Here is a 26115-nt window from a genome sequence, read left to right on the forward strand (position 1 = left end):
CCGCCCGCCCAGCCCGCGCCGCCGACGGCGCAGTCGCCCGTCACGCCGCCGCCTGCCGGCTCCGTCCTACCCCCCCCTGGCAGCCCGGTCACGCCGCCCCCCGGCGGAGTCCTGCCGCCCCCGACCACCTTCGCCGCCCCGCCGCAGAGCACCGGCCGCGGCTCCAAGACAGGCCTGTGGATCGTCCTCGGCGTCTTGGTGGCGCTCCTGCTCTTCAGCGGCGTCGGCATCGGCGTCTGGGCGCTGACCAAGGGCGACGACGAGAAGGAGAGCACCACCGACAGCGAGACCACCGACGACGACGAGAGCGACGATCCGACGGAGGAGCCCGGGGACCTTGACTGCGACGACCTCGACGACCTGTCCGAGGCCGTCGCGGATCTCAACTACTGGTGGCCCGGCGAGGACCAGGACACCTTCGACGACGCCGTCGCCGTCATCGAGGATTTCGAGGACCACGGCGACGAGGACCTCGCCGACTGGGCCGACACGTGGCTCGAGTACGCCGACACCCTCGAGAACTGGACCGACGATCCCAGCGAGGTCTGGGACTCCCCCGAGTCAGAGGCCTCCGACGCCGCGCAGTACGATCTGGACGACCTCATCTACGACGAGTGCTGAGCATCGCGCCGGCGGCGGTCCTCTGGGACCTCGACGGCACGCTGGTCGACACCGAGCCGCTCTGGTTCGCCGCCGAGACCGAGCTCGCCGCCCGGCTCGGCGGCGTCTGGACGCCGCGGGACGCGATCGGCCTGGTGGGCTCCGACCTCCGCGCGGCCGGTCGGCGGCTCCGTGAGCGCTTCGACGCCGACATGGAGGCCGACGAGATCGTCGACTTCCTCGTCGCACGGGTCCGTCAGGGCCTCGTCGGCGGAACCCCCTGGCGTCCGGGGGCACGCGAGCTGTTCGCCGCCTATGCCGCGCTCGGCGTTCCCCAGGCGCTCGTCACCATGTCCTACGCGACGCTGGCCGAGCCGGTCGTCGCCGCGCTGCCCTTCGCCGCGGTCGTCACCGGCGACCGGGTCCGTCACGGCAAACCCCATCCCGAGCCCTATCTGACCGCAGCCGCGGAACTCGGCGTGGACCCGGCCGCCTGTCTGGCCGTCGAGGACTCCGAGACCGGCGCCACCTCGGCCACGGAGGCCGGCTGCTTCGTGTTGACCGTGCCTCACATGGTTCCGATCGCCGCCCGCTCGCGGCGTCGTCAGGCCGTCTCGCTGCGCGATCTGACCCCGGAGGGCGTCGTGGCCCTCTGGGCCGAAGGGTAGGCCGAGGACATGGTGTCGCCGACGACCCTGCGCGTCGGACGTCTGTGGTCGGCGCCGTTGCTGGTCCGGCCGGGCGCCCTCGTGATGGCCGGGCTGCTCGTGGTCGTGCTCGCCACGCGTTTCGACGCGCTCGGCGAGGAGCGGCCCTGGCTCGTCGCGGCGGCGGCGGTCGCCGCCCTGTTCGTCTCGCTTCTGCTGCACGAGGCGGCCCATGTGGCGGCGGCCCGCTTCTACCGGGCGCCCGTCGAGTCGGTGACCCTGCACCTCATGGGCGGGGAGACGCTCGTCGCCGCCAGCAGCGCCACGCCGCGACAGGAGCTGGTCACCGCCGGGTCGGGACCGCTCGCCTCGATCCTGCTCGGCCTGTCGGGCCTCGGCGCCGCCCCGACGATGACCGACGGAACTCTGGCCGCCCGCGTCGTCGAGGCGCTGGGTTGGGTGAACCTCGTCGTCGCGGCGGTCAACCTGTTGCCCGCCGCCCCGCTGGACGGCGGCCGCATGCTGCGCGCGCTCGGCTGGGCCGCGACCGGCGACGAGCGCAAAGGCCTCGTGATCGCCGCCCGTTGCGGACAGATCGGAGCGCTGGCCGCGACCGCCGTGGGAGCGTGGCTGCTGACGCGCGGCGGGCTCGAGGTCTGGCTGCACGCGGGGCTGTGCGGGCTGCTCGCGGTGTTCATGTGGCAAGGTTCCTCCCAGTCGCTCCGGCGCGTCGACCGGGCGCGGCGTGTCGAGGCACTCGACGTCCGCAGCCTGTTCGAGGACGCCGCTCCCGACGCCGGTTGGCCGTCGCTCTCGGTCGAGGCGCGCGGGAGCGACCTGCTGCGGGCGATGGCGTGCGAGCCCTCCGACGCCTACGCCGTGGTCGACCTCCACGGGACCGTGCTGGGCACGCTGCGCACCGAGACCGTCAACCGTGCCTACCGAGCGGGAGCCCGATAGATGACCAGCCCCGAGTTACCCCCCGAGCCCCTCTGGACGCGTCGGGGGCCGTTCGCACCCGGCGAGTGGGTGCGGTTGACCGACGCCAAGGGCCGTAAGCACAACATCCAGTTGGTTCGCGGCAAGGAGTTCTCCACGAAGAAGGGGCAGATCCGCCATGACGACATCCTCGACCGGCCCGAGGGGATCGTCGTGGAGGCGTCGCTCGGCGGCGAGTACCAGGTCTTCCGGCCGTTGCTGAGCGAGTACGTCGTGTCGATGCCGCGCGGCGCGGCGATCATCTATCCGAAGGACGCCGCGCAGATCCTCGCCGCCGCCGACGTCTATCCGGGGGCGCGCGTCGTGGAGGCCGGGGCCGGCTCGGGCAGCCTGACCGCCTGGCTGCTGCGCGCCATCGGCCCGACCGGGAGCCTGGGCTCGTATGAGATCCGGGAGGACTTCGCCGAGATCGCGCGCAAGAACATCGGCCAGATCGCCGACGGCCACCCGGCGTGGACGCTGACCGTCGGCGACGTGCGCGAGGTGATCGCCGAGCCGGAGATCGACCGGCTCATCCTCGACATGGTCGATCCGTGGACCTGCGTGCCGCTGGCGGGCGAGCGGCTGGCCCCCGGCGGCGTCGTCTGCGGCTACGTCGCCACGACCACCCAGCTGTCGCTCTTCGTCGAGACGCTCCGCGAGCACGGAGAGTTCACCGAGCCGCGCGCGTGGGAGACGCTGGAGCGCGACTGGCACGCCGAAGGCCTGGCCGTGCGCCCGGCGCACGGGGCCGGCTCTCACACCGCCTATCTCGTGACGGCGCGGCGCATGGCCCACGGCCAGCGCGCCCTCGCCAAGACCCGGCGTCCCGCCCCCGGCGCCTACGGCCCGGACTACCACGGCCCGCGCCCGGCGGGCATGGACGACGACACGTCGCGCATGACCTGAGATGTCACCTGCCTGTCACGTCCGCCCGGTAGGGTCGACGCTGTGACCAGGAGGTGACGCGATGCGCGAGGACGACCCCCGCCCGACCGATCAGACCCGCGTGCGCGAGCTGGAGGCGCGGCTGGCCCGCACCGCCGCGCAGAACACCCGGCTGGCCGAGACGCTGAACGCCGCGCGCGACCAGATCGTCACACTCAAGGAGCAGGTCGACAAGCTCGCCCAGCCCCCGGCGGCCTTCGGCACGTTCCTCCACCTCAGCGACGACGACAGCGCCGACGTGGTCGTCGGCGGCCGCAAGATGCGCGTCACCGTCAGCCCGACGATCGACCGGACGACCTTGCGGCGCGGCCAGGAGGTCATCCTCAACGAGGCGATGAACGTCGTCGAGGCGCTCGCCTTCGAGAACGTCGGCGAGGTCGTGATGCTCAAGGAGGTCCTGGCCGACGGCGCCCGCGCCCTGGTGCTGAACCACACCGACGAGGAGCGGGTGGTCCGCATCGCCGACAGCCTCGCCGAGGAGAAGCTGCGCGCCGGCGACTCGCTGCTGCTCGACGCCAAGTCGGCGCACGTCTACGAGAAGGTGCCCAAGAGCGAGGTCGAGGAGCTGGTGCTCGAAGAGGTGCCCGACGTCGACTACACGAGCATCGGCGGCCTCGGCGCGCAGGTCGAGATCATCCAGGACGCCGTCGAGCTGCCCTACCTGCACCCGGAGGTCTTCGTCGAGCACGAGCTGCGTCCGCCGAAGGGCATCCTGCTCTACGGACCGCCCGGCTGCGGCAAGACGATGATCGCCAAGGCGGTCGCGGCGTCGCTGGCCCGCAAGGTGTCGGAGCGCACCGGCGAGGAGGGCCGCAGCTACTTCCTCAACATCAAGGGCCCGGAGCTGCTCAACAAGTACGTCGGCGAGACCGAGCGGCACATCCGGCTGATCTTCTCGCGGGCTCGCGAGAAGGCCGGCGAGGGCACGCCGGTCATCGTGTTCTTCGACGAGATGGACTCGCTGTTCCGCACGCGCGGGTCGGGGGTGTCCAGCGACGTCGAGAACACGATCGTGCCGCAGCTGCTCAGCGAGATCGACGGCGTCGAGGGTCTGCAGAACGTGCTGGTCATCGGCGCGTCGAACCGCGAGGACATGATCGACCCGGCGATCCTGCGCCCGGGCCGCCTCGACGTGAAGATCAAGATCGAGCGACCCGACGCCGAGGCCGCCCGCGACATCTTCGGCAAGTACCTCACCAGCCGGTTGCCGCTGCACGCCGACGACCTCGCCGTGCACGCTGGCGACCGCGACGCCTGCGTGGCGGGCATGATCCAGCGCGCCGTCGAACGCATGTACTCCGAGACCGAGGAGAACCAATTCCTCGAGGTCACCTACGCCAACGGCGACAAAGAGGTCCTGTACTTCAAGGACTTCAACTCCGGCGCGATGATCCAGAACATCGTCGACCGCGCCAAGAAGATGGCGATCAAGGACTTCTTGGAGCGCGACCAGCACGGTCTGCGCGTGCAGCACCTGTTGCAGGCGTGCGTCGACGAGTTCAAGGAGAACGAGGACCTGCCGAACACGACCAACCCGGACGACTGGGCACGCATCTCCGGCAAGAAGGGCGAGCGCATCGTGTTCATCCGCACCCTTGTCTCGGGCAAGTCCGGCGGCGAGCCGGGCCGGTCGATCGACACCGTCGCGAACACCGGGCAGTACCTCTGAGCGGCCTCGACCTGCGCGCGGTCGGCTACGACAGCGACGACGCGCGGCGGTTGACCGACGAGGTGCAAGCCGAGTACGCGCGGCGCTACGGGGGAGAGGGCGACATCTCGCCCATCGACCCGGCGCAGTTCGAGCCGCCGGACGGGCTGTTCCTCATCGGTTACTCGGACGGCGTTCCCGCCGCAATGGGCGGATGGCGGCGCGGCGGTCCGCACGGGTCGAGCGACGTCGAGGTCAAGCGCATGTACGTGCGCCCGGCCTTCGCCCGCCAGGGCCACGCCCGGGCGCTGCTCGCGGAGTTGGAGCGAACTGCCGCCGAGGCCGGCGCGACCCGTCTGGTCCTGGAGACCGGGACCGCCCAACCCGAAGCGCTCGCCCTCTACGAGTCGTCGGGCTTCGAGCCCGTCGCGCCGTTCGGCTTCTACGCCGCCTACGACGATTCCCGCCACTACGCGAAGACGCTTCGGTAGGTCCGGCTTCGCTTTCGCTGGAAGAGCGTCACGAAGTGGCGTTACTGTGAGTCCATGACGTTCACACGCATCACCGTCGATCCTCTGAAGATGGGCGGCGTTCCCATCATCCGTGACCTTCGTATGCCCGTGTCGACCGTCGTGAAGTTGATCGCCGACGGCCAGAGCGTCGAAGACATCCTCGCGGGTTTTCCCGATCTGGAACGAGAGGACATCGCTGAGTCACTGCGTTTCGCCGCAGCGGCCGTCGACGAGCGGCAAGTACCGCTGTTGAGCGCGTGAGGCTCCTCCTCGACCAGAACATCGACGCCCGGATTCCAGCGTTGCTCTCGCCGGAGAAGTTCGATGTCGTACACACGCGAGAACTGGGACTTAACCGCGCTCTCGACACGGAGATCCTCGACTACGCCCACCAGCATGATCGCGTCCTCGTCTCGGCGGACACCGACTTTGGAGAGTTGCTCGCGATCAGCGGAGCCGCGAGCCCCTCGTTACGTCCTGGTGCGACGGATCAACGGCGTCGACCATCAGACCATCGCCCGCTTGATCGATCGCCATGTCCCCGATTTCTCCGAGGACCTCGCCTCCGGGGCGATCGTCGTGATCGGCCAAGAAGTGATCCGCGTCCGCGCGCTGCCCATCGCGTGACCATGCCGAGTCTCCGTAGGCTGAGCCCATGACCGTCCACAGGGTGCAGGGCAGCGAGGTCGAGTACGGGATCGTCGTGCAGGGGCAGCCCCAGGCCAATCCGATGGTCGCCTCGACGCAGGTGGTCAACGCCTACGGCTCGGCGCGTCGGCTGACGCGACGCGCGCGCTGGGACTTCGAGGAGGAGAGCCCGCTGCGCGACGCCCGCGGCTTCGACCTCAGCCGCGCGGCGGCCGACCCCTCGCAGCTGACCGACGAGGACCTAGGACTGGCCAACGTCATCCTCACCAACGGCGCGCGGCTCTACGTCGACCACGCCCACCCCGAGTACTCCAGCCCCGAGGTCACGAGCCCCCGCGACGTCGTGGTCTGGGAGAAGGCCGGCGAGGAGGTCATGCGGGAGGCGGCCGCGCTGGCCAGCCAAATCTCCGGCCAACCGCCGATCACGCTCTACAAGAACAACGTCGACAACAAGGGCGCCTCCTACGGCTCGCACGAGAACTACCTCATGGACCGAGCCGTCCCCTTCGAGCGGATCGTCCAGCACCTGACGCCCTTCCTCGTCTCCCGGACGATCGTCTGCGGCGCCGGGCGGGTCGGACAGGGCCAGGACGGCTCGACCCACGCTTTCCAGATCAGCCAGCGCGCCGACTACATCGAGGTGCCGGTCGGCTTGGAGACCACGCTCAAACGCCCCATCGTCAACACGCGCGACGAGCCGCACGCCGACCCGAAGCGCCACCGACGCCTGCATGTGATCCTCGGCGACGCGAACTGCTCCGAGACGGCCATCTACCTCAAACACGGCCTCACCTCGCTCCTGCTCGCGATGGTCGAGGCGGGGGAGACGATCACCGAGCTCGACCTCGCCGACCCGGTGGCGGCCCTGCACGCCATCTCACACGACCCCACGCTCAGGACCACCGTGCCGCTGGCCGACGGACGGGAGCTCACCGCGATCGACCTGCAACGCGAGTACCTGGCCCGCGCCGCCGACTTCGTCGACCGGCGAGGCGAGCGCGACGGACAGACCGCCGACGTGCTCGACCGCTGGGCCGATGTCCTCGACCGGCTCGCCCGTGACCCCCGCGAGTGCGCCGACCTGCTCGACTGGGTCGCCAAACTCGACCTGTTGGAGCGTTACCGCGAGCGCGACGGCCTCGACTGGGACCACGCGAAACTACATCTGATCGACCTGCAATACCACGACATCCGCCCTGAGAAGGGCCTGTTCCACCGGCTCGTGCGGACCGGCCGGATGCGCCGGATCGTGGACCCGTCGGAGATCGCCGCCGCCGTCGCCACACCTCCCGTCGACACGCGTGCCTGGTTCCGTGGGACCTGCCTGCGTCGCTTCGGCGCCGACGTCGCGGCCGCCTCCTGGGACTCGGTCGTCTTCGACCTGCCGGGCCACGCCTCGCTGCAGCGGGTGCCGACGCTCGACCCGTCGCGCGGCACCCGCGCCCATGTCGAGGAGCTGTTCGACCGTGTCGCGACGGCGACCGAGTTGGTGCGGGCCCTCACGCACTAGGCTGAGGCCATGCCCGAGCAGCAGCATCAGAGCAGCAGCCAATCCTCCGCCGACGAGGCCGAGGAAGTCGTCGAGACGCCCGTGGTCGACGCGGAGGCGAAAGCGAGTCTCGACGCCGACGTCGACGCGATCCTCGACGAGATCGACGACGTGCTGGAGGAGAACGCCGAGGAGTTCGTGCGCGGCTTTGTGCAGAAGGGCGGCCAGTGATGCTGCCGGACGCCTTCCGCACGGCGGGCACCTCGTCCTTCGCCGAGTTCCTGTCCCAGCACGCCCCCGACCAGCTGCCCGGCGCCCGGGCGACGTCGGCGGCCGGGCTCGGCCAGGTCACGCACGGCACGACGATCGTCGCGGCGACCTTCCCCGGCGGCGTGGTCATGGCCGGCGACCGCCGCGCCACGATGGGCAACGTCATCGCGCAACGCGACATCCAGAAGGTCTTCCCGACCGATGAGTTCTCCTGCGTCGGCATCGCGGGCACCGCGGGCATCGCCATCGAGATGACCCGGCTGTTCCAAGTGGAGTTAGAGCACTACGAGAAGGTCGAGGGCACCGTCTTGTCGACCGACGGCAAGGCCAACCGGCTCGCCGCGCTCATCCGCGGCAATCTGGGCCTGGCCATGCAGGGCCTCGCGGTCGTGCCGATGTTCGCCGCTTTCGACACTGACGCCGGTATCGGCCGGGTGTTCGGCTTCGACGTCACCGGCAACGCCCACGAGGAGCGCACCTTCGCCACGGTCGGCTCGGGCTCGCTGTTCGCCCGGGGCGCGCTGAAGAAACTCTGGCGGCCCGACTTGTCCGAGTCCGGCGCGGTCACCGCCTGCGTGCAGGCGCTCTACGACGCCGCCGACGACGACTCGGCCACCGGCGGTCCCGATGTCGCCCGTCGCATCTTCCCGATGGTCGCGGTGATCACCTCGGGCGGCGTGCGTCTGCTGAGCCAGGACGAGGCCGCCGGCGTCGCCGACGAGATCGTCACCGCCCGCCGCACCGCGCCCGACGGACCGTCGGCGCCCCTGATCTGAGAGGAGGCGTTATGACCGCGCCTTTCTACGTCTCGCCCGAGCAGTTGATGAAGGACCGGGCCGACTTCGCCCGCAAGGGCATCGCCCGCGGACGGTCCGTCGCCGTCGTCCAGTACGCCGACGGCATCCTGCTGGTCGCCGAGAACCCCTCGAACGCTCTGCACAAGATCAGCGAGATCTACGACCGGATCGGCTTCGCCGCCGTCGGCCGGTACAACGAGTTCGAGAATCTGCGCATCGCCGGGGTGCGCATGGCCGACCTGCGCGGCTACTCCTACGACCGTCGCGACGTCACCGCGCGGGGCCTGGCCAACGCCTACGCCCAGACGCTCGGCACGATCTTCTCGGCCGGCGGCGAGAAGCCCTACGAGGTGGAGCTGTTCGTCGCGGAGCTGGGGGAGGCGAGCGAGAGCGACCAGATCTACCGGCTCACCTACGACGGATCGGTCGCCGACGTGCGCGGCTGGAGCGTCATGGGCGGCACGACCGAGCCGGTCGAGCAGTGGCTCACCGAGCACTACCGCGAAGGCCTCGACCTGCCGGGCGCGCTGTCGCTGGCGCGGGCGGCGCTCGGCCACGACGCGGTCAACCCCCGCGAGATCGCCCCGGAATCGCTGGAGGTCGCGGTGCTCGACCGCACCCGCGCCCAGCAGCGCAAGTTCAAGCGGTTGACCGACGCCGCCGTCGCCGAGGCATTCGTCTAAGGGACGATCCTTAACGCCAGCTCCCGCAGATCCTCGGCGGTCAGGCCCGGGTAGCCGTGGCAGATCGCGAGCCACTCGGCCGGGATCGCCGAGGCGCCCCAGCGGGCGCCGAGCATGGCTCCGGCGATGGAGGCGACGGTGTCGGTGTCGTCGCCGATCCGGATGGCCGTGTGCAAGGCGTCGGTCAGATGGGAGCCGGTGTCGGGCGTCTGGACGACCGACGACCACGCCGCCTGGAAGGCCGTGACGACCCAGCCGTTCGGCCGGAAGGTCGACGGCGACTCGGTCTCGGCGGTGTCGATCCGCTGTTCCCAGAGCGCCCGGCGAGACTCCTCGACCCACGCGAGCCCGGAGCGGAGGTCGAACGCGTCATGCAGCGCCGCGTGACGGATGCCGAGGCACCACAGCACGCAGGCGTCGGCGGCCTCCGGGTCGTGGTGGGTCAGACCGCTCACCGCGCGTGCCGCCTCCGCGAGCGCGGCGGGGTCGTCGAGGTGGGCCAGCGCGACGGGGGAGGTGCGCATGAGCGAGCCGTTGCCGCCGCTGCGCCCGATCCGCTCGTGGACCGAACGCGCTGCCTCGGCCATCGCACGCCCCGTCGGCTCGCGTCCGACCAGACCGAGCACCCGCTGTGTCTGGATGCCGATGTCGGGCGGCCCGGACTCGTACCACTGACGGAATCTGAGCGCGACAGCGTCGAGCGCCGCCTCGCTCCGCAGGTCGACGCCGCTCGCCGCGACGTCGGCGACGGCCCAGGTCATGGCGGTGTCGTCGGTCCACTCGCCGGGCGCGAAGTTCCCCAACCCGCCGCCGATCATCGCCGGGGGAGCGTCGCCGAGCGGGGCCGAGCCGAACTCGTAGCCGGCGCCCAGCGCGTCGCCGACCGCCGCGCCCAGCAGCACTCCGGCGGCCCGGTCGGTGTCGATCATGTGTCCTCCTGGGTTCGGCGCATCTCGGCGGCGAGGGCCGGATTGCCCGTGTCGAGATGGCTCGTGATCCGCTCGCGCACCTCGGGCGCCTTGTTCTGGCTCAGCTTCGCACGGGCGTCGAAACGGGTCACCGGGATCCGCAGGCCCACCGCTCCCTTCGCGATCCGGCGGGCGTACGCCTCGTCCTCGGCCAAGGAGCGGCCGCCCGGACGGTCACGCTCGAATCGGTCGGTGAGATCGGACAGCAGCGCGTAGGTCTCCTCGCCCGACAACACCTTCGGCACGCCGTACAGATGCGCCGTCACATGGTTCCAGGTCGGCGCGAGGTCGCCCGTCTCGTACCAACTGGATGACACGTAGTCGTGTGGGCCCTGGACGATCACCAACATCTCGCGCTCGCCCGCCTCGTGCGCGACCTCGTCGGGCCGCCCGAAGTGGGTGAGCAGCACGAGGCCGTCGGCCGTCTCGTCCACCAGCGCCGGATAGTGCGAGGCCACCAGCCCGTTCGCGGTCCAGGACACGAAGGTCGCCCAGGGGTGACGGCGGACCAGCCGCTTGACCTCGGCGGTGTCGGTCATCAGATAACGCGGCGTCCATCGCATCTCAGGCTCTCCTCTCGCTGACGCGGGCTCGGACGGCTGTCAACGCGCCGCCGACGACGACCGCGCCGCCGAGAACCGTCGTCCAGCCGACCTTCTCATGCAGCAGCAGCGCGGCCCAGCAGACGCTCATCACCGGTTGGGCCAACTGGGCCTGGCTGACCTGCGCCATCGGGCCGATCGCCAGGCCTCGATACCAGGCGAAGAAGCCGAGGAACATGCTCACCGCCGCCAGATAGCCGAAGGCCGCCCAGTCCGCCCACGACCCCGTCGGCTGGTGGTGGCCGATCGAGAGCGCCGTCAGCGTCGCCATGACGGGCGAGGCTGACACGAGCGCCCAGGAGATCGTCTGCCAGGATCCGAGCTCGCGCGAGAGCAACCCTCCCTCGGCGTAACCGATCGCACAGACGACCACGGCGGCCAGGAGCAGCAGGTCCGACGGCCGTAGCTCGCCACCCCCGCCCTGGACGAGCGCGAAGACCACTGCGGCGACTCCACCGAGCGTCGCCGCGACCCAGAAGGCGCGGCCCGGCCGCTCCCGGCCGCGAAGCACCGCCATCGCGGCGGTGGCGGCGGGCAACACGGCGATCACCACCGCGCCGTGACTCGCCGACGCCGTGGTCAGCGCGTACGAGGTGAGCAGCGGGAAGCCGAGGACGACACCGCCGGCCACCACCGCGACCCGGAGCCACTGGACGCCGCGGGGAGCCCGCTGCCGGGTCAGCGCCAAGGCGAGCCCAGCCAGGACCGCCGCGACCACGGCGCGGCCCGATCCGACGAACAGCGGCGACATGGCGCCGTCTCCGACGACCACGCGGGTCAACGGCACGGTGAAGGAGAAGGCGAGGACGCCGAGCAGGCCCCATCCCAGACCGGCCCGCACGCCGAGTAGCGGCGAGCCCTGCCGGGGAGTAGCGCTATCGTCATGACTCATGACTGACAGTAGCAGTGAGCGGATCGCCGCCGCGCTGCGCGCCTGGATCGAGACGGCCCCGCCCGGCGCCCGGCTGCCCTCCAGCCGCGCGCTCGTCGCCCAGTTCGAGGCCAGCCCGGTCACCGTCCAGAAAGCGCTGCGCGCCCTGACCCGCCAAGGGCTGGTGGAGACGCGGCCCGGCGTCGGCGCCTTCGTACGGGAGTCCCGCGTCCTACAACCGCACGACTACGGCTGGCAGACGACCGCGCTCGGCGCCCCGCCCCGGCGCATCCCGCAACTCTCGGCGGCGCTGCGCGTCGTGCCGAACGACGTCATCGCCCTGCACTCCGGCTACCCCGACGCCGACCTCCTGCCGTCCCGCCTCGTGCGGTCGGCCCTCGCCCGCGCCGCCCGGGCCGAGACGGCCCTCAGCCGTTCACCGGCCGCCGGCCTGCCGGAGCTGCAGAGCTGGTTCGCGGCCGAGCTGGCGGCGGTCACCGCGCGGGGCCTCATCGCGCCGAAGGCCAGCGACGTCGTGGTCCTGCCGGGCAGCCAGAGCGGCCTCAGCACGCTGTTCCGCACCCTCGTCGGCGCGGGGGAGGCGCTGCTCATCGAGTCGCCCAGCTATTGGGGCGCGATCCTCGCTGCGGCCCAGGTCGGCGTGCGCCTCGTGCCGATCCCGGCCGGTCCACACGGCCCCGACCCGGCCGACGTCGAGCAGGCCTTCGCCCGCACCGGAGCGCGGGCCTTCTACGCGCAGCCGAACTACGCCAACCCCACGGGCGCGCAGTGGCCGCCGGACGTCGCCCGCCGCGTGCTCGACATCGTCCGGGACCACCATGCCTTCCTCATCGAGGACGACTGGGCGCACGACTTCGGCGTCACCACCGAGTCCTCCCCGCTGGCCGCCCACGACGACACCGGCCATGTCGTCTATCTCCGCTCGCTCACCAAGAGCGTCTCCCCGTCGGTCCGGGTCGCCGGCCTCATCGCACGGGGCCCGGCCCGCGACCGGATCCTCGACGACGTCCAAGCCCAGTCGATGTACGTCAGCCCGACCTTGCAGGCGGCCGCGCTCGACGTGGTCTCCCAGCCCGGCTGGCAGACCCACCGCCGGACGCTGCGCGACCAGCTCGCCCGCCGTCGCGATCTCCTCGTCGCGGCGATGGCCGGACACGCGCCCGCCGCGCAACTGGAGGCCGTGCCGCCCGGCGGCCTCAACCTCTGGTTCCGGCTGCCCGACGCCACCGACCTGCGCCGGCTCACCGCCGACTGCGAGGACGCGGGCGTCATCGTGGCCGCCGGCGACGACTGGTTCCCCGCCGAGCCGACCGGACGCTATCTGCGGCTCAACTACGCCGGACCCCATCCCGCCGCCTTCGCCGACGGCGCGCGGGTCGTCGGAAAAGCGCTGTCGCGGGACTAGGCTCTGGTCATGGACCGGCGCATCTTCGGTATCGAGAACGAATACGGGGTGACCTGCTCGTTCCGCGGACAGCGCCGCCTCTCGCCCGACGAGGTGGCGCGCTACCTGTTCCGACGCGTCGTCTCCTGGGGTCGCAGCAGCAACGTCTTCCTGCGCAACGGCTCGCGTCTCTACCTCGACGTCGGCAGCCATCCGGAGTACGCCACCCCCGAGTGCGACGACGTCGCCGAGCTCGTCACCCACGACAAAGCCGGCGAGCGCATCCTCGAGGCTCTCATGTTGGAAGCGCAGGAGCGGCTGCGCGAGGACGGCGTCGACGGCGACGTCTACCTGTTCAAGAACAACACCGACTCCGCGGGCAACTCCTACGGCTGCCACGAGAACTACCTCGTCAACCGGGGCGGCGAGTTCGGCCGCATGGCCGACATGCTCATCCCGTTCCTGGTGTCGCGGCAGATCATCTGCGGCGCGGGCAAGGTGCAACAGACCAGCCGCGGTCCCGTCTACACCGTCAGCCAACGCGCCGAGCACATCTGGGAGGGCGTCTCCAGCGCGACCACGCGCTCGCGCCCCATCATCAACACCCGCGACGAGCCGCACGCCGACGCCGAGCGCTACCGGCGCCTCCACGTGATCGTCGGCGACTCGAATATGAGCGAGACGACCACGCTGCTCAAGGTCGCCACCGCCGAGCTGGTGCTGCGCATGATCGAGGCGGGGGTGACGATGCGCGACCTCACCTTGGACAACCCGATCCGCGCGATTCGCGAGATCTCCCACGATCCCACCGGACGCCGCCCGGTGCTGCTCGCCAACGGCCGGGAGATGTCGGCGCTGGAGATCCAGGCCGAGTACTTCGGCAAGGCCGCCGACTTCATCGACCGTCACAGCCTGCGCACGCCGGTGATCGACCGCGTGATGGACCTGTGGGAACGCACTCTCAAAGCCGTCGACTCCGGCGACCTCTCCTTGGTCGAGCGCGAGATCGACTGGGTGATCAAGCTGCGCCTGTTGGAGCGGTACCGCGCCAAGCACCAGCTCGGATGGGGCGACGCCCGCATGGCGCAACTCGACCTCGCCTATCACGACATCCGCCGCGACCGGGGGCTCTACTACCTCTTGGAGCGCCAGGGGGCCGTCGCCCGGGTCAGCCGCGACCTCGACGTCTTCCGCGCCAAGACCGTGCCGCCGCAAACCACCCGCGCCCGGTTGCGGGGGGAGTTCATCGCCCGCGCCAAGGAGCGCCACCGCGACTTCACCGTCGACTGGGTGCACCTGAAGCTCAACGACCAGGCGCAGCGCACCGTGCTCTGCAAGGACCCTTTCAAGGCCGAGGACGACCGTGTGCGCCGTCTGATCGACGGCATGTGACCCGTCGTCACCCCTGGTTGGCTACTGTTGGCCCCGGCCGTCGTCCGGCGTGCCCTTTCATGCGCTGATCTTCGAGGTATCCCTGTGCGCCGCAATGTCATTCTCGCCGTGTCCACCGTCGCGGTCATGGCGATCGTCTTCGCCCTACTCGTCTTCAAGCCTTTCGGCGGCCCCGAGTCGCTCCCCGGCGTCACGCTGAAGGACGGGAAGAAGCCGACCGTGACCATCGACGACGCGAAGGCGCTCAGCGAGGCACTCAAGGACGGCGACGGCCCCAAGTCCGCCGTCGTCGACAAGGGCGACGGAGCGGAGCTGGAGGAGGGCGACTACGTCAAGCTCAATCTCATCTCCGTCGAGAACACCGAGGGAGCCGAGCCCTTCTCGACCTATGACCAGGGCACGCCGCTGCCGCTGCAGCTCAAGGCCAGCGAGACCAGCGGCCTGCCCCAGGCGGTCGTCGACGAGCTGACCGACGTGAGGGAGGGCGCGAAGGTGCTCGTGGCCCTCACGCTCGCCGACATCTACGGCGACCAGGCTGAACAGGCCGAGGCGCAGGGCCAGGACCTCTCGCTCGTGATGGTCTACTACTTCGACTTGCAGGACCGCATCGAGGTCGCCCCGCACGGCGAGGAGCAGGATCTGCCCAAGGAGTCGCCGGTGCCGGTCACCGACGGCGACGAGGTCACCGGCATCGAGGCCGGCGACGCCCCCGCGAAGGCCACCCAAGAGGTCTACACCGTCGTCGAGGGCGACGGCGCCAAGGTCGAGGAGACCGACGCGGTGTTCGTGAACTACCACGGCCAGATCTACCCGGCGGGCGAGACCTTCGACTCATCCTTCGAGAACGGGGGCCCGACGATTCTCGGGCTCAACCAGGTCATCCCGTGCTGGACCGAGGGGCTGGCCGGCGTCACGGTCGGCTCGCGCGTCGTGCTGACCTGCCCGGCTGACAAGGCCTACGGCGACAGCCCGCCCGAGGGCGGCCCCATCAAGGCCGGCGACGCGCTGACCTTCGTGATCGACGTCCTCGACCGGATCGACGTGCCCGAGGCCGAGGCCTCCTGATGCGCGCGCGCCTGGCCGCAGCGACGGGCGCGCCGACCTTCGTCGTCGACGTGCTCGAGGCGAGCTGAGAGTCCGTCGATGGCCGAGCGCAAGACCGAACGGTTGATGAACCTCATCTTCCTGCTGCTGTCGACCCGGCAGTTCCTCAGCAAGGAGCAGATCCGCGCGTCGATCCCGGACTACCAAGAGGTGTCCGAGGCGGCCTTCAACCGGACCTTCGAGCGCGACAAGGCGACCCTGCGCGAGCTGGGCGTGCCGTTGGAGGTCGGCAGCTTCGACCCGCTGCACGACGACGACCAGGGCTACCGCATCCCGCGGGCCGCCGCCGAGCTGCCCGACCTGGAGTTGACCGCCGAGGAGTCCGCCGTCATCGGACTGGCCGCGCAGTCCTGGGACCACGCCGACCTGGCCAGCCAGTCCGGCGCCGCCCTCATGAAGCTCAAAGCCGCCGGCGTCGAGATCGACACCAGCGCCCTGCCGCTGGCCCATCCGCGCATCGCCGCCTCCGAGCCCGCCTTCGACGCGATGCTGGCGGCCGTCCAGGAGCGTCAGCCGGTCCGGTTCCGCTACGGCCGCGTCGGGGACGAGCCGGTCGAGCGGCATCTGGAGCCGTGGGGAGTGCTGTCGTGGCAGGGGCGCTGGTATGTCGGCGGCCACGACCGCGACCGCGACGCGCCACGGATCTTCCGGCTCTCCCGAGTGCGCGGCGAGGTGCTGCCCGACGGACAGCCGGGCGACTACGAGCCGCCCGAGCAGCCGTCGGTGCGCGACCTGGCGGACTCGTTCATCTCGACCGAGCCGGTCGGCGAGGCGGTGCTGCGGGTCCGCCGCGACCGCGCCCTGCCGCTGCGCCGCCGCGCCACGTCGGTCACCCCCGTCGACGACCAGACCGACGAGGTCCGCGTCGGCTACCGGTCGAGCTGGGAGCTGGCCTCGCTGTCGGCCGCCTTCGCCGAGCACGTGGTCGTGGTCGGCCCCGACGACGTGCGCGCGCTGACGGTCGAACTGTTGGAACGCGCCCTGGAGGTGAACGCGTGAAGCCGTCCTCGCGCGACGTCCGCCGTCGCCTCGCGCTCATCCCGTATCTGCGCGGCAAACAGGGCGTGGCCGTCGACGAGGTGGCCCGCGAGTTCGGAGTCGCGCCGAAGGTGATCCGCCGCGACGTCGAGCAGATCACGATGACCGGCGTGGGCGCCTACGGCGGCGACCTCATCGACGTCGACTACCTGGCCTTCGAGAACGACGACCGCATCCATCTGTCCAACGCAGACGTCCTGACCCGTCCGCTGCGCATCAACGGCGGCGAGGCCGCGGCGCTCATCGTGGCGCTGCGGGCGTTGCGCGACGTCGCCGAGCCGGGTCAGGCCGCCGTGGTCGACTCCGCGCTCGACAAGCTGCACCGGGCGGCCGGGGAGCGGCCCGCCGAGGCCGTCGACGTCGTGGTCACGCCGGTGGCCCCCGCCATCCGTGCCGCCGTCACCGAGGCCTTCGAGCGCGACCGCCGTCTGGAGATCGTCTACGCCACCGCCTCGCGCGACGCCCTCACCACGCGGCAGGTCGACCCGATCGCCACTTTCAGCCGCGACGGCCACGACTACCTCGAGGCCTGGTGTCATCGGGCCGGAGGGGAGCGGTTCTTCCGTCTCGACCGGATGGACACCGCGACCGTCCTCGACACCCCGCGCGAGCGGGCGGCCGAGGGGCGCGGAGCCCAGGACGGCTTCTTCGCCGACGACGCGCTGCGCGCGGTGCTCGACGTCGAGCCGCCAGCCCGCTGGATCGTGGAGTACTACGACGCGGAGATCCTCGACGACGCCGGCCCCACCTGGCGGGTGCGTCTGCCCGCCACCGACGAGACCTGGATCAGCCGCCTCGCGCTGCGGTCGGGCGGCGCGGTGCGGATCGTCGAGCCCGCCGCAGCGCGCTCCCTGGCGGCGGAGCGCGCCGCAGCGGCGCTCGGGGCGTACCATGACACCGAGCAGGCAACTGAGGAGTCGTGATGTTCAAACAAATCGGTCCAATGGAGATCATTCTGATCCTGGCCGTCGTCATGTTGTTCTTCGGCGCCGCCAAGCTGCCTGAGCTGGCCCGCGGCAGCGGCCGCGCCCTGCGCATCTTCAAGTCGGAGATCCGCGGCCTCGAAGAGGATGAGAAGCAGGCCGAGACGGCGACGAGCGACGCCGACGAGCCGGTGGCCCGCCGTGTCGAGAGCACGCGCGTCGACGCGCCCGACGACCCACGCTGACCGGCCGCTGTGTGGCGGCGACGTAAGGGGGCGAGCACGAAGCCCCCCGACGGCACGATGCCGTTGGTGGAGCATCTGCGCGAGTTGCGCAGCCGTCTGCTCAAGAGCGTGCTGTCGGTGCTCGCCTGCACGATCCTCGGTTTCGTCTTCTACGAGCCGCTGCTGGGCTTCCTGACCGACCCCTACCATCAGATCGCGCCCCAGCTCAAAGCCGAGGGCATCGACACGAGCCTGGTCATCACCGGCGTCGGCGGCGCGTTCCAGTTCCAGTTGAAGATCTCGCTGGTGGCGGGCGTCGTCGCCGCGAGCCCGGTCTGGTTCTGGCAGCTGTGGGCCTTCGTGCTGCCCGCGCTGCACCGGCACGAGCGACGAGGCGCGCTCCTGCTCACCTTCACCGGCGTCCCGCTGTTCCTCAGCGGCGTGGCGCTGGCCTATGTGATCTTGCCGAAGGCGATCTTGATCCTCATCGGCTTCGTGCCAAAGGGCATCGACAGCCTGGTGACCGGCGCGGAGTACTACGACTTCATCATCCGCATGATGCTCGTCTTCGGCGTGGCCTCGGAGATCCCGCTCGTCGTGGTGCTGCTGAACCGCATGGGCCTGCTCAGCGGCCGCGCCCTCGTCCGAGCGCGTCCGTGGACGGTCGTCGGCCTGTTCGTCTTCGCGGCGGTCGCCACGCCGAGCACCGACCCGCTGACGATGCTCTTCCTGGCGATCCCCATGACCGTGCTGTATCTGATCTCCGAGATCATCGCGCGGATCACCGACTGGCGGCGCGGCAAGACCCCGCTCGCCCAGATCGGCGACGACGAGGCCTCCCCGCTGTGAACCCCGGCCCGTAGGCTGTGGCGCATGTCCATCAGTCCGTCGGAGGCTTACGCGCGGGCGCGGGCCGAGCGACGTTTCCCCCATCTGGCCGACTTCCGGCAGCATCACGGCTTCGAGCTCGACGACTTCCAAGTCGAGGCGTGCCGCGAGGTCGAGTCCGGCCATGGGGTGCTCGTCGCAGCGCCCACCGGCTCGGGCAAGACCATCGTCGGCGAGTTCGCGGTGCATCTGGCCCTCGCGACCGGTGGCAAGTGCTTCTACACCACGCCGATCAAGGCACTGTCGAATCAGAAGTTCCACGACTTCGGCGAGCGGTACGGAGAGGACAAGGTCGGCCTGCTGACCGGCGACAACAGCATCAACGGCGACGCGCCCATCGTGGTCATGACGACCGAGGTGCTGCGCAACATGCTCTACGCCGGGTCGCCCGCGCTGAACGGGCTGCGCCACGTCGTGATGGACGAGGTGCACTATCTCGCCGACCGGTTCCGGGGCGCGGTCTGGGAAGAGGTCATCATCGGGCTGCCCGAGTCGGTGGGCATCGTGTCGCTGTCGGCGACGGTCTCCAACGCCGAGGAGTTCGGCGACTGGCTGGCCGAGGTGCGCGGGAACAACGTGACGATCGTCGAGGAGCGCCGTCCGGTGCCGCTGCATCAGCATGTGCTCGTCGGCCGTCGGCTGCACGGCCTGTTCGAGGAGGACGTCACTGCGCCCGACGGCTCCCCGGTCGTCAACCGCCAGTTGGAGCGGCTGGCCCGTGAGGACTGGCAACTGAGCCGGGGCCGGCCCGGAGGACGCGGCAAGCCCCAGCGCCGTCCGCGCACCCGGCACCGCCAGCCGACCCGCTTGGAGATCGTCGAGAAGCTCGAACGGGAGGGCCTGCTCCCGGCGATCTGCTTCATCTTCAGCCGGGCCGGATGCGCCGCGGCGGCGAAACAACTCGTCGACGCGCGGGTCATGCTGACCACGCCGGAGGAGCGGATCGCCATCGAGGAGTACGTCGACGAGGCGTGCTCTCATCTGCCCGACGAGGACTTGCACGTGCTCGGCTTCCACGAGTTCCGCGAGGCGCTCGGCAGGGGCGTCGCCGCGCACCACGCGGGCATGCTGCCGACCTTCAAGGAGTGCGTCGAGCATCTGTTCAGCGAGGGTCTGGTGCGGGTCGTGTTCGCCACCGAGACGCTGGCGCTCGGCATCAACATGCCCGCGCGGACCGTCGTCATCGAGAAGCTGAGCAAGTGGAACGGCGAGGCGCACGTCGACGTCACGGCGGGGGAGTACACCCAGCTGACCGGGCGCGCGGGACGTCGCGGCATCGACGTCGAGGGGCACGCAGTCGTGCTCTGGCAGCCGGGATTGCAGCCGAAACAGGTCGCGGGGCTGGCGTCACGGCGCACTTATCCGCTGCACTCGTCCTTCCGCCCGTCGTACAACATGGCGGTCAACATGGTCGGGCAGGTCGGCCGCGACACCGCCCGCGACCTCTTGGAGCAGTCCTTCGCCCAGTTCCAGGCCGACCGCGCCGTGGTGGGCCTGGCCCGGCAGATCCGCAAGGCCGACGAGGCGCTCGCCGGGTACGCGGACTCGGCCACCTGCGATCTGGGCGACTTCATGGAGTACGCCGCGCTGCGCCAGCAGATCACCGACATCGAGCGCCAAGGGGCGAAAGCCCGCAAAGCGCGGCAGCGGGAGGCCACCGCCCGCTCGCTCACCGAGGTCCGGCGCGGCGATGTGATCGAGGTGCCGCGCGGCAAATGGGCGGGCATCGCGGTCGTGTTGGAGCCCGGCCTGATGACCGATCGTGACGGCCCGCGTCCGTTCGTGCTCACCGAGGACCGGCACGCCCGGCGTCTCGGCCTGGTCGACTTCTCCGAGCCGGTCGAGCCCATCGGCCAGATGCGGGTGCCGAAGAGCTTCAACCCCCGTTCCCCCCAGTCCCGGCGCGATCTGGCGTCGGCGCTGCGCACGAAGTCGGCGAACATGGGCCGCCCTCGACCGAGCCGTCGCGACGGGGGTCCGTCCGGCGAAGACCCCCGGATCGCCGAGTTGCGGCGTCAGATCCGCGACCACTCGTGCCACGCCTGTCCCGACCGCGAGTCGCACGCCCGCTGGGCCGAGCGCTATCAGAAGCTCGACCGGGAGACGGAGAACCACCGGCGCACCATCGAGCAGCGCACCAACACCGTGGCCCGCCAGTTCGACCGGGTCTGCGATCTGTTGTCCGAGCTGGGCTATCTGGACGGCGACGAGGTGACGGCCTCCGGCCAGCGGTTGCAGCGCGTCTACGGTGAGCTCGACCTGCTGGTGACCGAGTGCTTGAACCGGGGCGTCTGGGACGACCTCGACGCGCCGGAGCTGGCCGCCGTCGTCAGCGGCCTCACCTACACGTCACGGAGCAGCGACGAGACGCCCGCGCCGGACTTCCCGACGAGGCGCGCCCGCGAGGTGGCGGGGGAGATGGGGCTGATCCATGCCGAGCTGTCGGCGTTGGAGCGGAGCCACCGGCTGCGCTTCCTGCGCGATCCCGACTTCGGCTTCGCCGTGGGCGCGCACCGCTGGGCCGACGGCGCGCCCCTGCACGAGGTGCTCGACCTGACCGACATGGCGGCGGGCGACTTCGTCCGTTCGATCAAGCAGATGGTCGACGCGCTCGCGCAGATCGCGAACGCCGCCGACGCCGGGTCGCCAGTGCGGACGTCCGCCCGCATGGCGCTCGCCTGCCTCTATCGCGGCGTCGTCAGCTACAGCTAGACCGAGGGGAACCATGGACAAGCGTCAGCGAGCGTCCTGGCTGGCCACCGGCGAGCGGCGCACCGAGAAGTGGCTGGCCAAGAGCGGCACCCGTCTGGGCAGGTCGATCCCGTACGTCCTGGCGACCGAGGACCAGCGGCGGTACGGGGATCGCGGCTGGATTCCGCAGGGGCTCGGCCTCGACCCGGTGTCAGGGCTCCTGTTCCAGGGCTACTACTACGGCGGCTGGGTCCGTCGGGGCGCGGCGCTGGCGGTGCTCGACCCCGCGTCCGAGAGGGTGGTGACCGATGTGCGGCTCGGCGGTCCGGGGCTGCGTCCGCGCCACGCCGGGGGTGTCACGGTCGACGGCAAGCGGCTGCTCGTGACCGACCGGGGGTGGCTTTACACCTATGAGCTCGACGAGGTGCTGAACGCCCGGCGGGGGAGGACGGTCCGACAGATCGCGCCGACGCTGCCGATCGACGGCGGCTCCTACGCCACCGCGCACGAGGACCGGCTGTACGTGGGGCTGTTCGGCGAGTCGCTGTTGTTCACCTATGAGCGTGTCCGGGGCGGCTGGGCGTCAGTCGGCGAGGCGATGTCGACGCCGGTGAACGGGCAAGGCGTGCTCGTGCGGGATCAGGAGTTCGTGTTCAGCACCTCACGCGGAACCCATCACATGAGCAAGTTGGTGGTGCGGCCGCGTGACGCCGGTGGCGACGACACTGAGGACCGTTCCCACCGTCTGCCGAACATGTCCGAGGGCATCGTGGAGTTGGACGGCGAGCTGGTGGTGACGTACGAGTCCGGCGCCGCCGCCTACTCGCGTCCCTTCGACGGGCTAGTGGACGGCGAGCGCCGCCGGGGACGGCCCGAGACCATGTGGCCCCTGGCCCGGCTCACCCACACGCCGCTGGCAGAGGTGGGGTTGTCGGAGTAGCCTCCTCATTGAGGATGTCCGCTCACGAGAAAGGCCGGACTATGACCGTTATAACCGTCAGCGACCTGCCTCCGGAGATCCATCAGCGACTCATTGCTCCCGCTACCCAACATGGCCGCTCGGTCGAGGCGGAGGCGAAGGACATCCTCGAAGCAGGGATCGCTTCCGAGCATCGAGGTGTGGTCGCCGCGTTACGACAGTTCGCCGAGGAGTCCGCTCTCACGGAGGACGAACTCAGCGTCATGTTCCCGTCTCGGCACACCGAGACTCAGCGGCCTGTGAATTGATATGGGAGAGCTCTGGTGTCCGAGCTCATGAAGCCGAGTCCTTCCCCATCGGTCTTGGCCTGGGCAGCGGCACAGGAAGCCGATGATCTTCGCATCACCGCTGTCACAACAGCTGAGATCAGATCCGGAGTCGAACGATTGCCAGAAGGCCAGCGGCGACGAGATCTCCAGCTGGCGGCCGACCGTTTGATCACGGCGTTCGGCGACCGTTGCCTGCCGTTCAACGACACCGCCGCAGGGCGGTACGGCTCCATCGTCGCTCATCGCGAGCGAATCGGTCGTCCGATCAGTGTTCTCGACGCGTTCATCGCCGCTACCGCTCAAGCTCATAACGCCAGAATGGCCACACGGGACACAGGCGGCTTCGCTGAGACAGGTATCCCGGTCATCAACCCGTTCACTGACTAGTTCAGTCGGGCCAGCAGCCTCTCGATCGGGCTGGCGGCGTTCCAGCGTTCGCCGAAGGCCTGGAGCGCGGCGATGTTCTCGGCGGACGGGGGAGTGAGCGGTTCCGGCACGGGAACGTCGAGGTCGGGGCGGACGGTGACGACCTCGCGCGCGGCGGTGATGTAGTCGCGGGAGTCGAGCAGGGAGGCGCGCACCTTCGGGGTGATCTTCGCGGCCGGGTCCTCGGCGGCGGCGGCCAGGATGCCGTCAAGGTCGCCGAACTGGTCGAGCAGCTTGGCGGCGGTCTTCTCGCCGACGCCGGCGACACCGGGCAGTCCGTCGCTGGCGTCGCCGCGCATCACCGCGAAGTCGACGTAGGCCGACGGCGCGATGCCGTACTTGTGCTGGATCCAGGCGTCGTCGACCTCGTCGAGTTTCGACACGCCCCGCGCGGTGTAGAGCACACGGACCGAGCGGGCGTCGTCGACGAGTTGGAAGAGGTCGCGGTCGCCGGTGACCACGTCGACCGGCCCGTCCCATCGGGCGGCGAGCATGCCGATCACGTCGTCGGCCTCGGCGTCGGCCGCCCCGATGACGGGGATGCCGACAAGCTCCAACGCCTCGCGGATAAGCGGCACCTGGGGCGCGAGCAGGTCGGGGGTCTCCTCGGAGTCGGTGCTGCCGTCGGCGAGCCGCTGGGTCTTGTAGCTGGGGATGAGGTCGACGCGCCACTGGGGCCGCCAGTCGTCGTCCCAACAGGCCACCAGCGCCTCGACCTCCTCCCGGGCCAGCAGCGTCGCGGCGAAGTCGATCATGCCCCGCACCGCGTTGACGCAGGTCCCGTCCGGCGCCTTCAACGAGTCCGGCAACCCGAAGAACGCCCGGTAGTACAGGCTCGCGGTGTCCAACAACATCAGCCGTCCGGTCATACGTCGATCCTAGTCATCACCGCCGGTACCGTTCGTTGCGTCGCCATCGGTCGTGGTGCGGCAGTTTGTATTCCACGATCCCGTCGACGGGTGATCGCCGGAGTTCCCAGCCTTGTTCGTGGATCACGTGATGGTGGTACGAGCAGACCAACGTTCCGTTGGTGCGGTCAGTGGTGCCGCCTTGGGCGAACGGTGTCAGATGGTGGGCTTCGCACCATTGGGGTGGTCGGTCGCATCCGGGGAAGGAACAGCCTCGGTCGCGGTGGGCGAAGGCCCGTCGTTGTGGACGGGTGAAGAGTCGTTGTGTTGTGCCGAGGTCGAGTGGGAGCGAGTCGCCGTCGAGGACTTGGGGGATGATTCCGGCTCGGCAGGCGAGTTGCCGGGCTTGCCCGGCGCTCATCTTGCCGCCGGTGGACAGGGAAGCCGCCTTCACATCGGCCAGCAGAGCCGCATAGTCCAGGTTCACGGTGACGGTGGCTCCGAGCCCTCCGGCGTCGGGCAGACGGTCGGTGGGGAGGTGCTCACACAGGTCGGCGAAGCCGAGTCCCATCCGCTGCGAATGATCACGAGGGGCCTGATCAACCTCGTCACGCAGATGGTCGCGTCGTGGCGCGGCCAACGCTTCGACGGCGGTCTTCAGCATGGCCGCTTGTGCCTCCGGGACGCGGAAGTCGCCTGACCAAGTGCCGTCGTGGTTCGACCACATACGGAACGACGACCCGGCTCGTGCTTTCCGCTCACGCTCTTCAAGAGTGGTGTTCTCGGTCCGGTCGACCTCGGCGGGTTCAGCCCACAGGTCGGAGACGCGGTCGGCTCGTTTGCGGAGTTCGGGCAGTGAGAGCTTCTTCGCGTCACGCACGAGACCCCGCTCAGCCAGCTCTTGCTTGTCCTTCGGAACACCTGCGACGGTCCGCGCGATGACCTCTGACTTCTTCGGGGTGATCTCCCCGGCGTCCAACGCGGCCTGGGTGGGCGAGCTGGGCTTCACGCTCTTCGCCAACTTTACCAAGTTGTTGGCCTCACGCGCGTCGCCGCCGAAATCTTGAGCGATCAACGCGCTCGTGGAGGTGGCTCCGGCCTGCCGGGCCGCGCCGGTGGCCTCCAAGCGCCGGGTCGCGTGCAGTTTCTGTGAGTCGATCCGCGCCTGCGCTCGCGACAGTCGGCTCACCAAGGCCCGTGCTTCGCGCCCGTCGACACTCGACCAGGCCCCACCGCTCATGGCGTCGAGTCCGGCTTCGACCATCGCGACAGCCGCCACCAACGGGTGGGTCTCAAACTGCGTGGCGACTATCAGAATTAGCGTCCTTCCTTGATTGGATTGCTAGTTCCAATCTAGTAGAGCCCTCTGACACTTTCCAGAATCCTGCACGTTCGCCTGTTCGCTGTCAGCGAACACCGTTCCAGGCTGTGGACAGTGTGGGTGACAGATCACATGACCCACAGCTACGTTGCCGATACTGCTTCACTGATCGGGGGATCACATGCGTTCGTCGCGCCTACTCGTCGTCTTTCTCCTCGCGGCACTGCTCATGCTGTCGGGCTGCTCGAAAGAACCCGAGCCCATCGAGCCGGACCCCACGCCCACTCCGGTCGAGCCGGTCCTGCCCGAGGCAGCGAAGGAGAACACCGAGGACGGGGCGCTGGCCTTCCTGGAGCACTACCTCGCCGTCATGGACTACGCGTCATCCACCGGCGACATCACCCAGCTCACCGAGCTGAGCCACCCCGAATGCACCGGCTGTAAGACCTACGTCGACCTGTTCACCGAACGCCGCCGGAACGGTGGCTGGGTCGACGGAGGCGGTCAGTCAACGAGTGACGTGTCAGTGCAGACGATCAACGGCGAAGTCCTCATCACAGCGAACATCCACCACGCAGAAGGAACTTATCAGGAATCCAAAAGCGAAGAACCAGGCTCCTTCAAACCATCCACGGTCCAGGTCACTCACGGACTGTTCTGGACGGACGATCGTTGGTATCTGACTCAGATGTTCCTCGGGGAGGTACCCGCCCCATGAAGATTCTGGCCATACTCATGATGACCTCGATACTTGGCTTTCCAACGGACCTCAACATCGACCGCACTCCCAACGGGCAGGGCATCCATATCGAGGCAGAACGTTACACGCCCGGCAAGGCCTGGTCCACCCCAAGCAGACCCTGGACCAACACCACCAACCAGAACACCACACCCGCCACCGCCACCACACGACCCCTCGCACTCGCCTGCGCGATCGGCGACCCCC

Annotated in this window: 28 protein-coding genes and 2 pseudogenes; 25 read left to right on the plus strand and 5 right to left on the minus strand. The window is 69.9% G+C overall.

From position 1 onward, the window contains the following. The 12 genes and pseudogenes from QM621_RS08350 to prcA form a co-directional block, all read left to right on the plus strand. Positions 1 to 621, plus strand: a pseudogene (locus QM621_RS08350) (hypothetical protein); the annotation flags it as partial. Further along, positions 615 to 1268, plus strand: coding sequence for an HAD family hydrolase (locus QM621_RS08355; RefSeq protein ID WP_414989919.1), 654 nt, complete (start codon positions 615 to 617; stop codon positions 1266 to 1268). The pseudogene QM621_RS08350 and the gene QM621_RS08355, both read left to right, overlap by 7 nt. Positions 1269 to 1277: 9 nt before the next feature. After that, positions 1278 to 2207, plus strand: a complete 930-nt coding sequence (locus tag QM621_RS08360; protein WP_414989920.1) for a site-2 protease family protein — start codon at positions 1278 to 1280, stop codon at positions 2205 to 2207. Then, positions 2208 to 3134 (plus strand): tRNA (adenine-N1)-methyltransferase, encoded by a 927-nt coding sequence (locus QM621_RS08365; protein ID WP_414989921.1) that lies wholly within the window; start codon positions 2208 to 2210, stop codon positions 3132 to 3134. 61 nt (positions 3135 to 3195) lie between these two features. After that, complete coding sequence (gene arc, locus QM621_RS08370; RefSeq protein WP_414989922.1) at positions 3196 to 4842, plus strand: proteasome ATPase; 1647 nt, start codon at positions 3196 to 3198, stop codon at positions 4840 to 4842. Positions 4843 to 4892: 50 nt separating this feature from the next. Beyond that, complete coding sequence (locus tag QM621_RS08375) at positions 4893 to 5312, plus strand: GNAT family N-acetyltransferase (RefSeq protein WP_414989923.1); 420 nt, start codon at positions 4893 to 4895, stop codon at positions 5310 to 5312. Positions 5313 to 5366: 54 nt separating this feature from the next. Next, positions 5367 to 5594 carry a DUF433 domain-containing protein gene (locus QM621_RS08380; protein WP_414989924.1) on the plus strand — a complete coding sequence of 76 codons (228 nt, stop codon included), beginning with the start codon at positions 5367 to 5369 and terminating at the stop codon, positions 5592 to 5594. Continuing rightward, positions 5591 to 5779: pseudogene (locus QM621_RS08385) on the plus strand (DUF5615 family PIN-like protein); the annotation flags it as partial. The gene QM621_RS08380 and the pseudogene QM621_RS08385, both read left to right, overlap by 4 nt. Positions 5780 to 5988: 209 nt before the next feature. After that, positions 5989 to 7491 (plus strand): depupylase/deamidase Dop, encoded by a 1503-nt coding sequence (gene dop, locus QM621_RS08390; RefSeq protein ID WP_414989925.1) that lies wholly within the window; start codon positions 5989 to 5991, stop codon positions 7489 to 7491. A gap of 9 nt (positions 7492 to 7500) precedes the next feature. Beyond that, the gene (locus tag QM621_RS08395; protein ID WP_414989926.1) at positions 7501 to 7701 is read left to right on the plus strand and encodes a ubiquitin-like protein Pup; all 201 of its coding nucleotides are present in this window, start codon (positions 7501 to 7503) and stop codon (positions 7699 to 7701) included. Beyond that, the gene (gene prcB / locus QM621_RS08400; protein WP_414989944.1) at positions 7701 to 8516 is read left to right on the plus strand and encodes a proteasome subunit beta; all 816 of its coding nucleotides are present in this window, start codon (positions 7701 to 7703) and stop codon (positions 8514 to 8516) included. The genes QM621_RS08395 and prcB overlap by 1 nt, the downstream gene beginning before the upstream one ends. An 11-nt stretch (positions 8517 to 8527) precedes the next feature. After that, positions 8528 to 9220: a proteasome subunit alpha gene (prcA, locus tag QM621_RS08405; protein ID WP_414989927.1), complete on the plus strand. Its 693-nt coding sequence runs from the start codon at positions 8528 to 8530 to the stop codon at positions 9218 to 9220. On the opposite strand, the gene QM621_RS08410 is transcribed toward prcA, so the two are convergent. The 3 genes from QM621_RS08410 to QM621_RS08420 are packed head-to-tail and all read right to left on the minus strand — an operon-like array spanning position 9217 to position 11682. Then, on the minus strand, positions 9217 to 10149 hold the full coding sequence (locus QM621_RS08410) for an ADP-ribosylglycohydrolase family protein (RefSeq protein WP_414989928.1): 933 nt from the start codon (positions 10147 to 10149) through the stop codon (positions 9217 to 9219). The two genes, prcA and QM621_RS08410, sit on opposite strands and share 4 nt — an antisense overlap. Beyond that, entirely contained in the window at positions 10146 to 10751 is a 606-nt protein-coding gene (locus tag QM621_RS08415) for an FMN-binding negative transcriptional regulator (RefSeq protein ID WP_414989929.1), read from the minus strand. Before QM621_RS08415 ends, QM621_RS08410 begins: the two co-directional genes overlap by 4 nt. Position 10752: 1 nt before the next feature. Next, positions 10753 to 11682, minus strand: coding sequence for a DMT family transporter (locus tag QM621_RS08420; RefSeq protein ID WP_414989930.1), 930 nt, complete (start codon positions 11680 to 11682; stop codon positions 10753 to 10755). Between QM621_RS08420 and QM621_RS08425 the strand changes: the two genes are divergently transcribed. The 11 genes from QM621_RS08425 to QM621_RS08475 all read left to right on the plus strand — a co-directional run bounded on the left by QM621_RS08425 (position 11681) and on the right by QM621_RS08475 (position 22961). Further along, a complete protein-coding gene (locus QM621_RS08425; RefSeq protein ID WP_414989931.1) occupies positions 11681 to 13087 on the plus strand; it encodes a PLP-dependent aminotransferase family protein in 1407 nt (468 codons plus the stop codon). The two genes, QM621_RS08420 and QM621_RS08425, sit on opposite strands and share 2 nt — an antisense overlap. 9 nt (positions 13088 to 13096) lie before the next feature. Continuing rightward, on the plus strand, positions 13097 to 14458 hold the full coding sequence (gene pafA / locus QM621_RS08430; RefSeq protein ID WP_414989932.1) for a Pup--protein ligase: 1362 nt from the start codon (positions 13097 to 13099) through the stop codon (positions 14456 to 14458). A gap of 108 nt (positions 14459 to 14566) precedes the next feature. Then, a complete protein-coding gene (locus QM621_RS08435) occupies positions 14567 to 15523 on the plus strand; it encodes an FKBP-type peptidyl-prolyl cis-trans isomerase (RefSeq protein ID WP_414989933.1) in 957 nt (318 codons plus the stop codon). 78 nt (positions 15524 to 15601) lie between these two features. Continuing rightward, positions 15602 to 16561: a helix-turn-helix transcriptional regulator gene (locus tag QM621_RS08440; protein WP_414989934.1), complete on the plus strand. Its 960-nt coding sequence runs from the start codon at positions 15602 to 15604 to the stop codon at positions 16559 to 16561. Next, positions 16558 to 17523: a helix-turn-helix transcriptional regulator gene (locus tag QM621_RS08445; RefSeq protein WP_414989935.1), complete on the plus strand. Its 966-nt coding sequence runs from the start codon at positions 16558 to 16560 to the stop codon at positions 17521 to 17523. The genes QM621_RS08440 and QM621_RS08445 overlap by 4 nt, the downstream gene beginning before the upstream one ends. A 20-nt stretch (positions 17524 to 17543) precedes the next feature. Further along, a complete protein-coding gene (locus QM621_RS08450) occupies positions 17544 to 17768 on the plus strand; it encodes a twin-arginine translocase TatA/TatE family subunit (RefSeq protein ID WP_414989936.1) in 225 nt (74 codons plus the stop codon). Between the two features lie 57 nt (positions 17769 to 17825). Continuing rightward, positions 17826 to 18596 carry a twin-arginine translocase subunit TatC gene (tatC, locus tag QM621_RS08455; RefSeq protein ID WP_414989945.1) on the plus strand — a complete coding sequence of 257 codons (771 nt, stop codon included), beginning with the start codon at positions 17826 to 17828 and terminating at the stop codon, positions 18594 to 18596. A gap of 24 nt (positions 18597 to 18620) precedes the next feature. Beyond that, complete coding sequence (locus QM621_RS08460; RefSeq protein WP_414989937.1) at positions 18621 to 21347, plus strand: DEAD/DEAH box helicase; 2727 nt, start codon at positions 18621 to 18623, stop codon at positions 21345 to 21347. Positions 21348 to 21360: 13 nt separating this feature from the next. Then, positions 21361 to 22266, plus strand: a complete 906-nt coding sequence (locus tag QM621_RS08465; RefSeq protein WP_414989938.1) for a hypothetical protein — start codon at positions 21361 to 21363, stop codon at positions 22264 to 22266. A 41-nt stretch (positions 22267 to 22307) separates the two neighbouring features. Further along, the gene (locus QM621_RS08470) at positions 22308 to 22553 is read left to right on the plus strand and encodes a FitA-like ribbon-helix-helix domain-containing protein (RefSeq protein WP_414989946.1); all 246 of its coding nucleotides are present in this window, start codon (positions 22308 to 22310) and stop codon (positions 22551 to 22553) included. Positions 22554 to 22568: 15 nt separating this feature from the next. Beyond that, positions 22569 to 22961, plus strand: a complete 393-nt coding sequence (locus QM621_RS08475) for a type II toxin-antitoxin system VapC family toxin (RefSeq protein ID WP_414989939.1) — start codon at positions 22569 to 22571, stop codon at positions 22959 to 22961. On the opposite strand, the gene QM621_RS08480 is transcribed toward QM621_RS08475, so the two are convergent. Then, positions 22958 to 23869 carry a 5'-3' exonuclease gene (locus tag QM621_RS08480; protein ID WP_414989940.1) on the minus strand — a complete coding sequence of 304 codons (912 nt, stop codon included), beginning with the start codon at positions 23867 to 23869 and terminating at the stop codon, positions 22958 to 22960. The two genes, QM621_RS08475 and QM621_RS08480, sit on opposite strands and share 4 nt — an antisense overlap. Positions 23870 to 23885: 16 nt before the next feature. Beyond that, positions 23886 to 25037, minus strand: coding sequence for a DUF222 domain-containing protein (locus tag QM621_RS08485; RefSeq protein WP_414989941.1), 1152 nt, complete (start codon positions 25035 to 25037; stop codon positions 23886 to 23888). A gap of 313 nt (positions 25038 to 25350) precedes the next feature. On the opposite strand from QM621_RS08485, the gene QM621_RS08490 reads away from it, so the two are divergent. Continuing rightward, positions 25351 to 25887 carry a DUF6318 family protein gene (locus QM621_RS08490; protein ID WP_414989942.1) on the plus strand — a complete coding sequence of 179 codons (537 nt, stop codon included), beginning with the start codon at positions 25351 to 25353 and terminating at the stop codon, positions 25885 to 25887. Next, positions 25884 to 26115, plus strand: a 232-nt coding sequence (locus QM621_RS08495) for a hypothetical protein (protein WP_414989943.1), incomplete at its 3' end; no start/stop codon positions are given. The genes QM621_RS08490 and QM621_RS08495, both read left to right, overlap by 4 nt.

Source organism: Aeromicrobium sp., assembly GCF_047606445.1.
In the GTDB taxonomy this organism is placed as follows: domain Bacteria; phylum Actinomycetota; class Actinomycetes; order Propionibacteriales; family Nocardioidaceae; genus Aeromicrobium.

Excerpts from the sequence above, each read along its gene's own strand:
- QM621_RS08440 (WP_414989934.1), top strand. The coding sequence starts at position 15,602 with ATGGCCGAGCGCAAGACCGAACGGTTGATGAACCTCATCTTCCTGCTG.
- QM621_RS08365 (WP_414989921.1), top strand. The coding sequence starts at position 2,208 with ATGACCAGCCCCGAGTTACCCCCCGAGCCCCTCTGGACGCGTCGGGGG.
- QM621_RS08360 (WP_414989920.1), top strand. The coding sequence starts at position 1,278 with ATGGTGTCGCCGACGACCCTGCGCGTCGGACGTCTGTGGTCGGCGCCG.
- QM621_RS08470 (WP_414989946.1), top strand. The coding sequence starts at position 22,308 with ATGACCGTTATAACCGTCAGCGACCTGCCTCCGGAGATCCATCAGCGA.
- dop (WP_414989925.1), top strand. The coding sequence starts at position 5,989 with ATGACCGTCCACAGGGTGCAGGGCAGCGAGGTCGAGTACGGGATCGTC.
- prcB (WP_414989944.1), top strand. The coding sequence starts at position 7,701 with ATGCTGCCGGACGCCTTCCGCACGGCGGGCACCTCGTCCTTCGCCGAG.
- QM621_RS08420 (WP_414989930.1), bottom strand. The coding sequence starts at position 11,682 with ATGAGTCATGACGATAGCGCTACTCCCCGGCAGGGCTCGCCGCTACTC.
- QM621_RS08425 (WP_414989931.1), top strand. The coding sequence starts at position 11,681 with ATGACTGACAGTAGCAGTGAGCGGATCGCCGCCGCGCTGCGCGCCTGG.
- QM621_RS08450 (WP_414989936.1), top strand. The coding sequence starts at position 17,544 with ATGGAGATCATTCTGATCCTGGCCGTCGTCATGTTGTTCTTCGGCGCC.
- QM621_RS08480 (WP_414989940.1), bottom strand. The coding sequence starts at position 23,869 with ATGACCGGACGGCTGATGTTGTTGGACACCGCGAGCCTGTACTACCGG.
- tatC (WP_414989945.1), top strand. The coding sequence starts at position 17,826 with ATGCCGTTGGTGGAGCATCTGCGCGAGTTGCGCAGCCGTCTGCTCAAG.
- QM621_RS08460 (WP_414989937.1), top strand. The coding sequence starts at position 18,621 with ATGTCCATCAGTCCGTCGGAGGCTTACGCGCGGGCGCGGGCCGAGCGA.
- QM621_RS08395 (WP_414989926.1), top strand. The coding sequence starts at position 7,501 with ATGCCCGAGCAGCAGCATCAGAGCAGCAGCCAATCCTCCGCCGACGAG.
- arc (WP_414989922.1), top strand. The coding sequence starts at position 3,196 with ATGCGCGAGGACGACCCCCGCCCGACCGATCAGACCCGCGTGCGCGAG.
- QM621_RS08490 (WP_414989942.1), top strand. The coding sequence starts at position 25,351 with ATGCGTTCGTCGCGCCTACTCGTCGTCTTTCTCCTCGCGGCACTGCTC.
- QM621_RS08380 (WP_414989924.1), top strand. The coding sequence starts at position 5,367 with ATGACGTTCACACGCATCACCGTCGATCCTCTGAAGATGGGCGGCGTT.
- pafA (WP_414989932.1), top strand. The coding sequence starts at position 13,097 with ATGGACCGGCGCATCTTCGGTATCGAGAACGAATACGGGGTGACCTGC.
- prcA (WP_414989927.1), top strand. The coding sequence starts at position 8,528 with ATGACCGCGCCTTTCTACGTCTCGCCCGAGCAGTTGATGAAGGACCGG.
- QM621_RS08465 (WP_414989938.1), top strand. The coding sequence starts at position 21,361 with ATGGACAAGCGTCAGCGAGCGTCCTGGCTGGCCACCGGCGAGCGGCGC.
- QM621_RS08410 (WP_414989928.1), bottom strand. The coding sequence starts at position 10,149 with ATGATCGACACCGACCGGGCCGCCGGAGTGCTGCTGGGCGCGGCGGTC.
- QM621_RS08415 (WP_414989929.1), bottom strand. The coding sequence starts at position 10,751 with ATGCGATGGACGCCGCGTTATCTGATGACCGACACCGCCGAGGTCAAG.